The organism is Ornithinimicrobium cerasi (assembly GCF_003702705.1).
Classification (GTDB): domain Bacteria; phylum Actinomycetota; class Actinomycetes; order Actinomycetales; family Dermatophilaceae; genus Ornithinicoccus; species Ornithinicoccus cerasi.
Genome location: NZ_QZMN01000001.1, coordinates 177,651 through 190,907, shown reverse-complemented (window position 1 = coordinate 190,907; position 13,257 = coordinate 177,651). Strand labels below are relative to the sequence as shown.

Sequence of the window (13,257 nt, the reverse complement as noted above, 5' to 3'; positions counted from 1 at the left end):
CCGCCCCGGCGCGCCCGGCCACGGGGCACCGGACTGCCCGACGGTATCGTGAGGTCGCTCGCGACCCTCCCCGACCGTCCCCTGGAGCCCGCCGTGCCCGAGATCTCCGTCCCGCCCCTCGTCCCGCCCTCCCCCGACGGCAACATCGCCGACTACGTCGTGGGGTGGGCCGAGCGCGAGCCCGGCCGCGTGATGATGAGCGTGCAGGAGGACGGGCAGTGGCGAGACCTGAGCGCGGCCGACCTCGACGCGCAGGTCCGGTCCCTGGCCAGGGGGTTCCTCGCAGCCGGCATCGAGGTCGGCGACCGGGTGGCCATCATCAGCCGCACCCGGCTCGAGTGGGTCCTCGCGGACTTCGCGCTGTGGACGGTGGGCGCGGTCCCGGTCCCGGTGTACGAGACGAGCTCCCGCTCCCAGGTGGAGATGATCCTGCGCGACTCGGGGGCGGTCGCGGCCATCGTCGAGGACCAGGCGCTCACCGCCCTCGTCTCCTCCCTCCGGGAAGGTCTGAGCGGGCTGCGAGACGTCTGGCAGATCGAGGCGGGGGCCCTCGATGAGCTGGTGGCAGCTGGTGCCGAGGTGGACGCCGAGGAGGTCGACCGGCGTCGACGGGGGGTGAGCCGGACCGACCTGGCGACGCTCATCTACACCTCGGGCACGACGGGCGAGCCGAAGGGCTGCGAGCTCACGCACGGCAACTTCATGGCCCTTTCCGAGAACGCGGCGGAACGGCTGGCCGAGGTCGTCCGACAGCCCGGCAGCTCCACGCTGATGTTCCTGCCCCTGGCCCACGTCTTCGCCCGGCTGGTGCAGGTGCTCGCCGTGCAGGCGGGCGTGCGGGTGGGCCACACCTCCGACCCGAGCACTGTGCTGGCAGACCTGGCGACCTTCCGGCCGACCTTCCTGCTGTCGGTGCCGCGGGTCTTCGAGAAGATCTACAACGCCTCCGAGCAGAAGGCGGAGGCCGCCGGGCGGGGCAGGGCCTTCCGCTGGGCCGCCCGGGTCGCCGGTGACTACAGCCGCGCCCTGGACAGGGGTGGACCCGGCCTGGCCCTGCGGGCCCGGCACGCCGTGGCGGACCGCCTCGTCTACTCGCGGCTTCGGGCCGCCATGGGAGGGCGGGTCCGCTACGCCATCTCCGGCGGCGCCGCTCTCGGAGAGCGGCTCGGGCACTTCTACCGCGGGGTAGGACTTGTCGTGCTCGAGGGGTACGGCCTGACCGAGACGACCGCCCCCGCCACCGTCAACACGCCGGACATGATCCGGATCGGCACAGTCGGCCGCCCGCTCCCGGGGGTCGGGGTGCGGGTCGAGGACGACGGGGAGGTGCTCGTCCGGGGGGTGAACGTCTTCGCGGGCTACTTCGGCAACCCCGAGGCCACCGACGCCGCGCTCAAGGACGGGTGGTTCCGCACCGGGGACCTCGGCCAGCTCGACGACGACGGGTTCCTGCGCATCACCGGACGGACCAAGGAGGTCCTCGTCACCGCCGGCGGCAAGAACGTCTCCCCCGGGCCGCTGGAGGACCGTCTGCGGGCCCACCCCCTGATCTCCCAGTGCATGGTGGTGGGTGAGGGACGACCGTTCGTGGCCGCGCTCGTCACCCTGGACACCGACATGCTCACGACCTGGGCCGCCAGCAGGGGGCTGTCGGACCTCACCCCGGCTGCCGCCAGCACCCACGACGCTGTCCGTGAGGAGATCCAGGCCGCTGTCGACGAGGCCAACTCCTCGGTGAGCCGCGCGGAGTCGATCCGTTCCTTCGACATCCTCGAGGAGGACTTCACCACGGAGAACGGTCTGCTGACCCCGTCGATGAAGCTCAAGCGCAGCCGGATCACCGAGGTCCTGCACGACCGGATCGAGGCCGTGTACGACCGTCGCTGACGGTCCACCGCGACGGCCGGCCGAACCCGCCGGTCCGCCTCCGGGCTCACCCTCGCGGGGTCAGCCGGCGGCGTAGCCGCTCGACGGGGTCAGCTCCGCCCGCGCCCGGGCCGCCTCCTCGGGGTCGACGAGCCCGGCCCGGACGAAGGCGCTGACGGCGACCAGCTCGTCCGAGTCCAGCGCCGCCGTGCTCCCGTGCGGACCGTGGTCGTGCTGGTCCGACGTCGGGTCGAGGTCGTCCGGGCGGTTCCCGAGCTGCCCGGGGGTGCCCAGCCACAGGCGGCCGAGCACCGGGACGAAGCAGTCCCCGCAGTGGCGCCCCCGGACCGGGCAGCTCTCGCAGTCGATGGTGGTCGTGGTCGTGGTCATTGGTCGCCACCTCCTTGACCACGACGCTAGAGGGACCCACCGACAGACCCGGACCTGCGGCGTCGTCGGCCTGTCGGGACAGGTCTGTCGGTGCCCCCGCCTACGTTCGAGGACATGCAGATGGTGCAGGAGACGTTCGAGGACCTCGGCGTGGCCCTGGCCGACGTCACCTTCGTCGTCGTCGACCTGGAGACCACGGGCGGCTCACCCGCCGGGTCCCAGATCACCGAGTTCGGCGCGGTCAAGGTGCGCGGTGGCGCGGTGCTGGGCGAGTTCCAGACCCTGGTCCGACCCAGCACCCCCATCCCGCCCTTCATCACCGTCCTCACCGGCATCACCAACGCGATGGTGGCGCAGGCACCCGGCATCCGCACCGTGATGCCCCAGTTCCTGGAGTTCGCCGCCGGCTCCGTGCTGGTCGCCCACAACGCCGGCTTCGACGTGTCCTTCCTCAGGGCCGCTGCCGCCGAGACCGGGCAGCCCTGGCCCGGGTTCGCGGTGATCGACACCGTGCGCCTGGCCCGTCAGCTGGTGCACCGGGACGAGGCGCCCAACCACAAGCTGTCCAGCCTGGCCCAGCTCTTCGGCGCGACCACGACACCCGACCACCGGGCGCTGCACGACGCACGCGCGACCGTCGACGTCCTGCACGGGCTGATCGAGCGCGTCGGCAACCTCGGGGTCCACACCCTCGAGGAGCTCCAGTCCTACAGCTCCCGGGTCAGCACCGCGCAGCGTCGCAAGCGGTTCCTCGCCGACGCGATGCCCTCCGCCCCCGGGGTCTACGTCTTCCGCGACCGGGCCGGCGAGCCGCTCTACGTCGGCACCGCGACCGACCTGCGGCGCCGCACCCGGACCTACTTCACCGCCTCCGAGACCCGGCGGCGGATGACCGAGATGGTCGGGATCGCGGAGTCGATCACCCCCATCGTGTGCGCCACCCCCCTGGAGGCATCGGTGCGCGAGCTGCGTCTGATCGCGGCCCACAAGCCCCGCTACAACCGCCGTTCGCGCTCGCCCGAGAAGGCGGTCTGGGTGAAGCTCACCGACGAGCCCTTCCCGCGGCTCTCGATCGTGCGTGTGGTCAAGGACGACGGGGCCGCCTATGCCGGCCCGTTCACCGCGCGCCGGACCGCGGAGGCCGCGGTGACCGCCCTCCACGAGGTGGTCCCCCTGCGGCAGTGCACACCGCGGCTGTCGCTGCGCGGCACCCGGGGCTCGGCCTGCGTCCTCCTGGAGATGCAGCGTTGCGGGGGACCCTGCGTGGGCGCCCAGACCGTGGAGGACTACTCCCACGTCGCGGAGCAGGCGGCCGAGGTGCTCAGCGGCAGCTGCCGGACGGTGGTCGCGGCCCTGCGCGCCCGTCTGGACACCCTGGCGGGCCAGGAGCGGTTCGAGGAGGCAGCCACTCTGCGCGACCGGATGCTCGCCCTCGTGCGGGCGGCAGCGCGAGCCCAACGGCTGCGCCCCCTGCGCGAGACCCCCGAGCTGGTCGCCGCCCGTCGCCGGGACGGCGGCGGCTGGGAGCTCGTCGTCGTGCGCCACGGCCGGCTGGCGGGGACGACGCTCTCGCCCCCGGGAGCGGACCCTCTCCCCTACGTCGCCGCGCTGCAGGAGACCGCCGAGGTCGTCCAGCCACCCGGCGCGGGCCCGGAGGCCGTGGTGCTGACCGAGGAGACCGAGCTGGTGCTGCGGTGGCTGGAGAGCCCGGGCGTGCGCCTGGTCCACCTGACCGGCACGTGGACCTGCCCGGTCGACGGGGCGGGAGCGGCGCGGGCCGTCCTGGAGCCGCAGGCGAGCCACTGGAGCGAGGTCGACGTGCGGGACCCCTCCCCCGCGACGCCCCTGGAGCGGCCGGTGGGCGCCCTGCCCCTCGGTGCCGCCTGAGGGTCAGTCGTCCAGACCGAGCGCGAAGCCGGCGTCGAGATCCTCGTCGCTGTAGGTGCGGAAGGCGATGTGCGTGCTGGTCTCCAGCACGCCGGGCACCTTGTTCAGGCGGTCCGCGATGAGGTCGTGGAAGTCCTCGTGCCGCGCCACCCGGGCGACGGCGATGAGGTCGGTGTCACCGGTGACCGAGTAGACCTCGCTGATGCCCTTGATCTGGGCGATCTCGCGGGCCGCTTCGGGGATCCGGCTCACTTCTGCCTTGATGAGGACGATGGCGGATATCACGCGGCCACTCTAGCGACGTCAGCCCCAGCCGAGCTTGTGCAGGGTGTCGTCGTCGATCCCGAAGTGGTGGGCGATCTCGTGCACGACGGTGACGGCGATCTCCTCCAGCAGCTCCTCGCGGTCCTCGCACATCCGCTGCAGGGGGCCGGAGAAGATGATGATCCGGTCGGGCAGGTGCCCTCCCCAGCCGTGGTCCCGCTCCGTCAGCGGGACGCCGTCGTAGACCCCGAGCAGCTCGGGGTCCTCCGGCGGCGGTTCCTGCTCGACGAAGAACGCGACGTTGTCGAGCTGGTCCATGAGCTCGACCGGGACGAGGTCGAGGGCGTCGCCGACCGCCTCCTCGAACTCCTCGTGGGTGAGGTGCAGGGCGTCGCCCGACGACGGCGCCCCGCCCTCCGGGGGAGGGACGGGGCGCTCGTCGGGGGACGACGACTCAGCTATGACGTCCAGCCTTGATGCCGTCGCGGTAGTAGTCGTCGCCGGGCGCCTCGGACACGGGAGCACCGTGCTGCTCGATGGCTGCGGCGACCTCGGGACCGTCCAGCGCCTCGTGCTCGCCGTGCTGGTGCGCGGCGGCGAGCTCGGCCGGGGTGACCGCCGAGATGCTGTCCTTGTAGTAGAAGGAGGACAGCGCCCGGCGCAGCCCCGCCGCCGCCGCCAGGGGGCGACGGACGCCGTGCTGGTCGCTGGCCGGACCGACGGTCTCGCCGATCGGACGGGGCGTGTCGTAGTAGACCAGCGGCCAGCGCTCGTAGGCGTCCAGCGGCTCGTGCACCTCGAAGAACCGTCCCTCGGGCGTCCGCACGACCCGGCCGGTCTCCGACCCGTGCAGCACCTTCTCGCGGTCGTGCCGCTGCAGCGAGAGGCAGAGCCGCTTGACCACGAAGTACACGATCACCGGCAGCACGAAGAAGGAGATGCGGAACAGGACCGTCAGGTCGTTGATCGACAGTCCCAGCTTGATCGCCAGGATGTCGTTGATGCAGGCGAGGGCCAGCACGAGGTACATCGAGATGGCGGCCATGCCGATCGCGGTGCGCACCGGAGCGTTGCGGGGGCGCTGCAGCACGTGGTGGTCGCGGCGGTCGCCGGTGATCCAGGCCTCGAGGAAGGGGTAGATCCCCAGGATCAGCCAGACGAGCGGCAGCAGCAGCAGCGACCCGAGGAAGATGTTCATGCTCCACACCGTCCCGAACAGCGAGAACTCCAGCCAGCCCGGGAGCAGCCGCAGCGCGCCGTCGGAGAACCACATGTAGAAGTCCGGCTGCGACCCCGCCGTCACCTGCGTGGGGTCGTAGGGCCCGAAGACCCAGACCGGGTTGATCTGGACGAGGGCCGAGACCAGGGCCGTGATGCCGAAGACGACGAAGAAGAAGCCGCCCGCCTTCGCGGCATACACCGGCATGACCGGGAAGCCGACGACGTTGTCGTCGGTCCGCCCCGGGCCGGGGTAGTGGGTGTGCTTGGGCAGGACGATGAGGATGAGGTGGGCGACGAAGAGCCCGACCAGGATGGCGGGGATGAGCAGCACGTGCGCGATGTAGAGCCGCGGGATGATCATCTCCCCGGGGAACTCGCCGCCGAACACGAAGAAGGTGAGCCAGGTGCCGATGATCGGCGCCGACATCATGAAGCCGTTCATCGCCCGGATGCCGGTGCCCGAGAGCAGGTCGTCCGGGAGCGAGTAGCCGGCGAAGCCCTCGATCGCCGCGAGCAGCGACAGCACGACGCCGATGACCCAGTTGATCTCACGGGGCTTGCGGAACGCGCCGGTGAAGAAGACGCGCGCGGCGTGCAGCGCGATCCCGACGACGAAGAACAGCGCGGCCCAGTGGTGCAGCTGACGCATCAGCAGACCACCCTTGACCTCGAAGCTGATGTCCAGCGTGGAGGCGTAGGCCTCGGACATGCCGACGCCCTTGAGCGGGACGTAGGACCCGTCGTAGGTGACGTGGCCCATGCTCGGGACGAACCAGAGGGTCAGGAAGGTGCCCGTGATGAGGCAGATCACCATGGAGTACATGGCGATCTCGCCCAGCAGGAAGCTCCAGTGGTCGGGGAAGACCTTGCCGAGCCCGAAGCGCATCGCTGCGGCCAGGCCGGTCCGTTCGTCCACCGGTCCGATGACCTTGGGGAACTTCGCGTCCTTGTCGCCCTGGTCGCTGGAGTATGGCGGGACCGTCACCGTGGTGGTCGCCTCCCCGCCCGAGTCGTCGCCGCGGAGGTGGTGCGCGCCCTGGGGCACGTGGGACGTGGTGCTCATGACTCGTCCTCCATCAACAGGCCGGGACGCTCACGCTCGAAGAAGCTGGGGCCGATCGGCTCGCGGAAGCCGTCGACGGCGACGAGGTAGCCCTCGTCGTCGACGGAGATGGGAAGTTGCGGCAGCGGCCGCTTGGCCGGGCCGAAGATGACCTTGCAGTCTTCCGTCATGTCGAAGGTCGACTGGTGGCACGGACACAGCAGGTGGTGCGTCTGCTGCTCGTACAGCGCGACGGGGCATCCGACGTGGGTGCACACCTTGGAGTAGGCGACGATGCCCTCGTACCCCCAGTCGCGCTGCTTCTGGCTGTTGATGATCGAGGGGTCGAGCTTGACGAGGATGACCTGGTCCTTGGACTTGGACGCCATCGCCTCCTCGGCGCCGTGCACCTCGAAGGCCTCGTCACCCACCCAGCCCTCGGGCATGACGTGGAAGACCGAGCCCTGGGTGACGTCGGCGGCCCGGATGGGGGCCCCGGACGGGTCGATCATGAGCCGCAGGCCGGGCTCCCAGTTGGTGGTGTAGAGCTCGTCCCGGGGGCGGGGACCGAGACCGGCCACGACCGGGACGACCAGCGGCAGGGCGAACAGACCCAGTGCCCCCCCGGCTGAGCCGAGGATCGCGGTACGCCGGTTCAGCTGCGAGCCGCGCCACCCGTGGGAGAGCTGGCGCGCCACCTCCTGGCGGTCCTCGTCGCTGGACCGCAGAGAGTGCCGCTGCTCGACCATCTCCTCGTCCGGCATCAGCGTCTTGGCCCAGTGCACCGCCCCGAGCCCGATCCCCAGGAGCGAGACACCCATGGTCAGTCCGAGCACGACGTGGAAGAGGTTGACCTCGCCGATGCCGATGATGGAGCCGCGCAGCTCGGGGTCGATCACGAAGTAGGCCACGAGGAAGGCGATGGAGGCCAGGGCCGACAGCGTGAACAGCGCGACGACCTGGACGGAGGCGCGGTTGGCGGCCGACTCGTCGACGTCCGCCCGGCGGGGCACGTGGGGCGGGAACCCCGGGTTGGCGAAACGGTCCTGCGCGTCGTCGACGAGGGCCGGGGTGTTGTCGTGGGTGCTCACGTCAGGCTGCCTTCCGTCCGATCCAGACCGCCAGGGCGATCAGCGAGCCGATGCCGATGGTCCATACGAAGAGCGCGTCCCCGGCGGGGCCGTAGCTGCCGATGCCGGCGCCGCCGTAGGAGTTGCCGCCCTCCTCGATGTTCTTGAGGAAGGCGATGATGTTCTCCTTCTCCTGCGGCGGGAGGTTCTGGTCGTTGAAGACCGGCATGGACTGCGGGCCGGTGACCATCGCCTCGTAGATGTGCTGTGCCTCCACGCCCATCAGGGTGGGGGCGTACTTGCCCCGGGTCAGCGCCCCGCCGGTGCCGGAGGAGTTGTGGCACATCGCGCAGTTGGTTCGGTAGGACGCGCCACCGGCGGCGATGTCCGCGTTCTCGAGGTCGAGCCACTCCTCGGCGGGCACGTCGGGTCCCGGGCCGAGCGAGTCGATGTAGCCCGCGAGCTGGGTGATCTGCTCCTCCGAGAACTGGACCTGGGAGGCGTTGCGGTCGGCCTGCACCTGCGGTGCCGGGAGCGGCATACGCCCGGTGGAGACCTGGAAGTCGACGGAGGCGGCCCCCACGCCCACGAGGGAGGGACCGATGGGGTCCACGCCCTGGCCGTTGGTGCCGTGGCAGGTCGCGCAGTTGCCGAGGAAGAGCTGCTTGCCCGCCTCGATGTCCTCGGGCGACACGGTCGAGGAGGAGGTGCCGGGCGGGACCGCCGGCTGCAGGGCGGCGTAGGCGGTGCCGGTGAAGCACAGCCCCAGGAACAGCACCACCAGCAGCGCGAGCGGGCTGCGGCGGAGAGCGGCGGGGGAACTCACTCGTCGGTCCTTCCGGATCGGGTGGTGCGGGGAGTCGGGTGCGACGTCGCTCATCCTCGTCACTGCAGGACGTAGATGACGAAGAAGAGCGCGATCCAGACGACGTCGACGAAGTGCCAGTAGTACGACGTCACGACCGCGCCCGTGGCCTGGGCGTGGGTGTAGCGCTTGGCGGTGAAGCTGCGGCCGATGATGAGGAGGAAGGCGAGCAGGCCGCCGGTGACGTGCAGCCCGTGGAAGCCGGTGGTGATGAAGAACACCGAGCCGTAGGAGTCGGCGGTCGGCGTCACGCCCTCCATGGTCAGCGTGGCGTACTCCCAGACCTGGCCGGCGATGAACGTCGCCCCGAAGAGGTAGGTGAGGACGTACCACTCGCGCATCCCCCAGCCCTCCGCACCCAACGGGTTGCCGATCTTCAGCAGGCTGCCGGTCCGGTGCGGGACGCCCCGCTCGGCCTTCCAGACACCGAACTGGCACCAGACCGAGGAGATGACGAGGATCAGCGTGTTGATGGAGGCGAACGTCAGGTCGAGGTAGGCGGTGCGCTCGGGCCACAGGTCCGGGGAGGCCGCGCGGATGGTGAAGTACATGGCGAAGAGGCCGGCGAAGAACATGATCTCGCTCGACAGCCAGACCATCGTGCCCACCCCGGTCATGTTCGGGCGCGTCGCCGGCCCGTGCGCGGTCGCGTGGAAGCGCTCCGCGTCAGTCATCGTCACTGCTGATGTCGTCGCCACCCGCACATTATGGCTTATCAACATCGTGCGCGGGTGACCCCCGTCCCACCCCGGCGTGGCACCGGGCCGGGACGGGGTCGATGCCACCCGCCAGCTCTGGAATACCATCGTGCGCATGACCGCGACTCACGACACCCACGACGGCTCCTCGACCCTCGGCGCCGGTGCCGGGGAGTCGTCCGCGCGGGGCATCTCCGTGCTCCTCTACAGCAGCGACCGGGCCGTCCGCGACGCCGTCCGGGTCGGTGTCGGCGACAGCCCGGCCGACGACGTCATCATCGAGCGGTGGCACGAGTGCGCCACCCCCGACGCAGTCCTGATGGCGGTCAGGGACGACTCCTTCGACGTCCTCGTCCTCGACGGCGAGGCGCAGCCGTACGGCGGCATGGGCATCAGCCGCCAGCTCAAGAACGAGATCTTCCAGTGCCCGCCGATCGTGGTCCTCACCGGACGGGCGGTGGACGGGTGGCTGGCCACGTGGTCGCTCGCCGACGCGGCCGTGCCCCGTCCGGTTGACCCGCGCAGGCTGGCCACCGCGGTCGCCGACCTCGCCCGCCGGTGACCTCCCCGAGCTCCTCCCCCGCGGACGACGCCGGCCACACCTGGCCCGACCTGCTGACCGCGCTCGTCGGCGGCACCGACCTCACGAGCGCGCAGACCGCCTGGGCGATGGACCGGGTGATGTCCGGGGACGCCGCCCCGACCCAGCTGGCCGCCTTCCTCGTGGCGCTGCGCAGCAAGGGTGAGACGGTCGAGGAGATGTCCGGTCTGGCCGCGATGATGCTCGAGCACGCCCACCGGTTGACCGTCGAGGGTCCGACGATCGACATCGTCGGGACCGGTGGCGACCGTGCCATGACCGTCAACATCTCCTCGATGGCCGCCATCGTCATGGCGGCGGCCGGGGCGGTCGTCGTCAAGCACGGCAACCGGGCGTCCTCCAGCCGCTCCGGCTCGGCCGACATGCTCGAGGCGCTCGGCGTCCGGCTCGACCTCTCCCCCGAGCAGGTGGGCGCGCTGGCCGGCGAGGTGGGCATCACCTTCGCCTTCGCCAACGTCTTTCACCCCTCCATGCGGCACGCCGCCCCCGTTCGGCGCGAGCTGGGGATCGCCACCGCGTTCAACTTCCTGGGCCCGCTGACCAACCCCGCAGGCACGAGGTATGCCGTCGTCGGCTCGGCTGACGCGCGCATGGCACCCCTCATGGCGGGGGTGTTCGCCGCGCGGGGCACGCAGGCGACGGTGTTCCGCGGTGACGACGGGCTGGACGAGGTCTCCCCGGCGACGACGAGCCGGGTGTGGTGGGTCGGCCGGGACGGCATCGTCCACGAGTGGACGCTCGACCCCCGGCGGCTGGGGCTGGACCTGCACCCGGTGGACGCGCTGCGGGGCGGCGACGCGGAGCACAACGCCGAGGTGGCCCGCGGTCTGCTCGGGGGCTCCACGGGCGCCGTCCGTGATGCCGTGCTGCTCAACGCCGGCACCGGGCTCGCGCTCCTGCAGGCCGGTGAGAGTGATGCCCACCCCACCGACGAGGGCGCCCTGCACACCCTGGTGCGGTCCGGGATGGACCGTGCGGCCGCCGCGCTCGACGACGGGTCCGCCGCCAGCCTCGTGGAGCGCTGGGTCGGGGCCAGCCGGGCCCTGGGCTGACCTACTCCCCGTCCGTCCCGTCCCCGCAAGGGGCGGATCCCTCCACCCCCGACCCCGCCGACGACGAACCCCCGGTCCCCGCAGCTGCGGGACCGGGGGTTCGACGTCGTGCTGCGGGTGTCAGATCGCCCTGGCGCCCCGGAAGTACTCGAAGGTCCACCCGACCACGGCGACCGCCACGAACGGCAGGGTCACGACGACCAGCCACCACCCGACGGCCACCCCGAGGACCATGATCGAGGTGGACAGGCCCAGCCACAGCGGCCACCACGAGTAGGGGGCGAAGTGACCGTAGTCACCGGTCTGATCGGCGATCTCGCCCTCGAGGTCGTCCTCGGGACGCGGGTCGACGTTGCGGCCCGAGAGCCAGAAGAACCAGGCGACGAAGGCCGTCATGGCGGCTGTCAGCAGCAGCCCGACGATGCCGACCCACTCTCCGAAGTCGGTCACGACGGCATAGATGATGCCGACGACGACGAAGTAGATGACCAGGTAGCCGAAGAGCTTGGACTCAACCTTCATCGCTCAGCGCCCCTTCCCGGTGTCGCCACCGCTCTCGGTACCGACCCGCCCCTGGGGGTCGGTGTCCGGCCCGCCGAGCAGCTCCTCGGCGATGCCCTTGTCCGGCTCGGGCGACTCCAGGGTGCCGACCTCCGGGTGGTGCAGGTCGAAGGCAGGCCGCTCGGAACGGATCCGCGGGATCGACTCGAAGTTGTGCCGCGGGGGCGGGCAGGACGTGGCCCACTCCAGCGATCCGCCCCAGCCCCACGGGTCGTCGACCAGCACCTTCGGCGTCTGGAAGCTCTTCCACACGGCGAAGAAGAAGGGCAGCATCGAGGCGGCCAGCAGGAACGAGGACACCGTGGACAGCTGGTTCATCCAGGTGAACCCCTCGTCCGGCATGTAGTCGGCGTACCGGCGCGGCATACCGATCACGCCCAGCCAGTGCTGGATGAGGAAGGTGCCGTGGAAGCCGAAGAACAGCATCCAGAAGTGGATCTTGCCGAGCGTCTCGTCGAGCATGTGCCCGGTGAACTTCGGCCACCAGAAGTAGTAGCCGGCGAACATCGCGAAGACGACCGTGCCGAAGACCACGTAGTGGAAGTGCGCCACCACGAAGTAGGAGTCGGTGACGTGGAAGTCCAGCGCGGGGCTGGCCAGGATGATCCCCGTCAGGCCGCCGAAGAGGAAGGTCACGAGGAAGCCGACCGCCCAGAGCATCGGCGTGTCCATCTTGATCGAGCCGCGCCACATCGTGCCGGTCCAGTTGAAGAACTTCACACCCGTCGGGACGGCGATGAGCATCGTCATGATCGTGAAGAACTCGAGCATGATGGCGCCGGTGGCGTACATGTGGTGCGCCCACACCGCGACCGACAGGGCCGCGATCGCCACCGTCGCCATGACCAGCGTCTTGTAGCCGAAGAGCGGCTTGCGGCTGAAGACGGGGATGACCTCGGTGATGATGCCGAAGAACGGCAGCGCGATGATGTAGACCTCGGGGTGGCCGAAGAACCAGAACAGGTGCTGCCACAGCATCGCCCCGCCGCGCGAGGGGTCGAAGATGTGCCACCCGAAGATGCGGTCGGCCGCCATCCCGAAGAGCGCGGCGGCCAGCACCGGGAAGACCATCAGCGCCAGGATCGAGGTCACCAGGATGTTCCAGGTGAAGATCGGCATCCGGAACATCGTCATCCCGGGAGCGCGCATGCACACGATCGTGGTGATGAAGTTGACGGCGCCGAAGATCGTCGCGAAACCGGTGAGCGCCAGACCCAGCACCCACAGGTCACCACCCAGACCCGGGCTGTGCGTCGGGCCGGCGAGCGGCTGGTAGGCGAACCAGCCGAAGCTGGCTGCGCCCTCGGGGGTCAGGAAGCCGCCCACGGCGATGAGGCTGCCGAAGAAGTACATCCAGTAGGCGAGCATGTTCAGCCGGGGGAACGCGACGTCCGGGGAACCGATCTGCAGCGGCACGAGCGCGTTGGCGAATCCCGCGAACAACGGGGTCGCGAACATCAGCAGCATGATCGTGCCGTGCATGGTGAACATCTGGTTGTACTGGTCGGGGTTCATCACGACCTGCAGCCCCGGGGTGAAGAGCTCGGCGCGGATGATCAGCGCCATGATGCCGCCGATGATGAACCACGCCATGGTGGTGGCGAAGTAGAGGTTGCCGATGACCTTGTGGTCGGTCGTCGTGATGATCTTGACGAAGGCGCGCACCCACGAGCTGCGCTCCTCGACCGACCTGGGTGTGCGTGCCTCGTGACGGGGCCTGGTGATGATTGCCATGAGTCT

Annotated in this window: 13 protein-coding genes; 4 read left to right on the top strand and 9 right to left on the bottom strand. The window is 70.4% G+C overall.

Annotated elements, in window-relative coordinates; all coding sequences use genetic code 11:
- Positions 1 to 48 precede the first annotated feature (48 nt).
- Complete coding sequence (locus D4B81_RS00910) at positions 49 to 1,887, top strand: AMP-dependent synthetase/ligase (protein WP_237565732.1); 1,839 nt, start codon at positions 49 to 51, stop codon at positions 1,885 to 1,887.
- Between the two features lie 60 nt (positions 1,888 to 1,947).
- Here the strand turns inward: D4B81_RS00910 and D4B81_RS00905 are convergent, their stop codons facing one another.
- Positions 1,948 to 2,256 carry a hypothetical protein gene (locus tag D4B81_RS00905; protein ID WP_122260655.1) on the bottom strand — a complete coding sequence of 103 codons (309 nt, stop codon included), beginning with the start codon at positions 2,254 to 2,256 and terminating at the stop codon, positions 1,948 to 1,950.
- Positions 2,257 to 2,370: 114 nt separating this feature from the next.
- On the opposite strand from D4B81_RS00905, the gene D4B81_RS00900 reads away from it, so the two are divergent.
- Positions 2,371 to 4,143, top strand: coding sequence for a DEDD exonuclease domain-containing protein (locus D4B81_RS00900; protein ID WP_122260654.1), 1,773 nt, complete (start codon positions 2,371 to 2,373; stop codon positions 4,141 to 4,143).
- Between the two features lie 3 nt (positions 4,144 to 4,146).
- On the opposite strand, the gene D4B81_RS00895 is transcribed toward D4B81_RS00900, so the two are convergent.
- The 6 genes from D4B81_RS00895 to ctaE all read right to left on the bottom strand — a co-directional run bounded on the left by D4B81_RS00895 (position 4,147) and on the right by ctaE (position 9,279).
- Positions 4,147 to 4,428, bottom strand: a complete 282-nt coding sequence (locus D4B81_RS00895; RefSeq protein ID WP_097186481.1) for an Lrp/AsnC family transcriptional regulator — start codon at positions 4,426 to 4,428, stop codon at positions 4,147 to 4,149.
- Positions 4,429 to 4,446: 18 nt separating this feature from the next.
- Positions 4,447 to 4,794 carry a metallopeptidase family protein gene (locus D4B81_RS00890; RefSeq protein ID WP_237565749.1) on the bottom strand — a complete coding sequence of 116 codons (348 nt, stop codon included), beginning with the start codon at positions 4,792 to 4,794 and terminating at the stop codon, positions 4,447 to 4,449.
- Positions 4,795 to 4,861: 67 nt separating this feature from the next.
- On the bottom strand, positions 4,862 to 6,691 hold the full coding sequence (gene qcrB, locus D4B81_RS00885; RefSeq protein WP_122260652.1) for a cytochrome bc1 complex cytochrome b subunit: 1,830 nt from the start codon (positions 6,689 to 6,691) through the stop codon (positions 4,862 to 4,864).
- Positions 6,688 to 7,761, bottom strand: coding sequence for a cytochrome bc1 complex Rieske iron-sulfur subunit (qcrA, locus tag D4B81_RS00880; RefSeq protein WP_122260651.1), 1,074 nt, complete (start codon positions 7,759 to 7,761; stop codon positions 6,688 to 6,690). Before qcrA ends, qcrB begins: the two co-directional genes overlap by 4 nt.
- 1 nt (position 7,762) lies before the next feature.
- Positions 7,763 to 8,620, bottom strand: a complete 858-nt coding sequence (gene qcrC, locus D4B81_RS00875) for a cytochrome bc1 complex diheme cytochrome c subunit (RefSeq protein WP_337189850.1) — start codon at positions 8,618 to 8,620, stop codon at positions 7,763 to 7,765.
- A 5-nt stretch (positions 8,621 to 8,625) separates the two neighbouring features.
- Positions 8,626 to 9,279, bottom strand: coding sequence for an aa3-type cytochrome oxidase subunit III (gene ctaE / locus D4B81_RS00870; RefSeq protein WP_237565731.1), 654 nt, complete (start codon positions 9,277 to 9,279; stop codon positions 8,626 to 8,628).
- Between the two features lie 139 nt (positions 9,280 to 9,418).
- On the opposite strand from ctaE, the gene D4B81_RS00865 reads away from it, so the two are divergent.
- Both D4B81_RS00865 and trpD read left to right on the top strand, forming a co-directional pair.
- Complete coding sequence (locus D4B81_RS00865; protein WP_237565730.1) at positions 9,419 to 9,865, top strand: DNA-binding transcriptional response regulator; 447 nt, start codon at positions 9,419 to 9,421, stop codon at positions 9,863 to 9,865.
- Positions 9,862 to 10,956, top strand: a complete 1,095-nt coding sequence (gene trpD / locus D4B81_RS00860; RefSeq protein WP_122260649.1) for an anthranilate phosphoribosyltransferase — start codon at positions 9,862 to 9,864, stop codon at positions 10,954 to 10,956. The genes D4B81_RS00865 and trpD overlap by 4 nt, the downstream gene beginning before the upstream one ends.
- A 120-nt stretch (positions 10,957 to 11,076) precedes the next feature.
- On the opposite strand, the gene D4B81_RS00855 is transcribed toward trpD, so the two are convergent.
- Positions 11,077 to 11,478 carry a cytochrome c oxidase subunit 4 gene (locus tag D4B81_RS00855; RefSeq protein ID WP_097186487.1) on the bottom strand — a complete coding sequence of 134 codons (402 nt, stop codon included), beginning with the start codon at positions 11,476 to 11,478 and terminating at the stop codon, positions 11,077 to 11,079.
- A 3-nt stretch (positions 11,479 to 11,481) separates the two neighbouring features.
- Positions 11,482 to 13,251 (bottom strand): aa3-type cytochrome oxidase subunit I, encoded by a 1,770-nt coding sequence (gene ctaD, locus D4B81_RS00850; RefSeq protein ID WP_122260648.1) that lies wholly within the window; start codon positions 13,249 to 13,251, stop codon positions 11,482 to 11,484.
- Positions 13,252 to 13,257: the final 6 nt, after the last annotated feature.

Bases quoted from the DNA above. Each gene is read 5' to 3' on its own strand.
- D4B81_RS00865 (WP_237565730.1), top strand. From the start codon at position 9,419: ATGACCGCGACTCACGACACCCACGACGGCTCCTCGACCCTCGGCGCC.
- qcrC (WP_337189850.1), bottom strand. From the start codon at position 8,620: ATGAGCGACGTCGCACCCGACTCCCCGCACCACCCGATCCGGAAGGAC.
- D4B81_RS00905 (WP_122260655.1), bottom strand. From the start codon at position 2,256: ATGACCACGACCACGACCACCATCGACTGCGAGAGCTGCCCGGTCCGG.
- ctaD (WP_122260648.1), bottom strand. From the start codon at position 13,251: ATGGCAATCATCACCAGGCCCCGTCACGAGGCACGCACACCCAGGTCG.
- D4B81_RS00855 (WP_097186487.1), bottom strand. From the start codon at position 11,478: ATGAAGGTTGAGTCCAAGCTCTTCGGCTACCTGGTCATCTACTTCGTC.
- qcrB (WP_122260652.1), bottom strand. From the start codon at position 6,691: ATGAGCACCACGTCCCACGTGCCCCAGGGCGCGCACCACCTCCGCGGC.
- ctaE (WP_237565731.1), bottom strand. From the start codon at position 9,279: ATGACTGACGCGGAGCGCTTCCACGCGACCGCGCACGGGCCGGCGACG.
- D4B81_RS00900 (WP_122260654.1), top strand. From the start codon at position 2,371: ATGCAGATGGTGCAGGAGACGTTCGAGGACCTCGGCGTGGCCCTGGCC.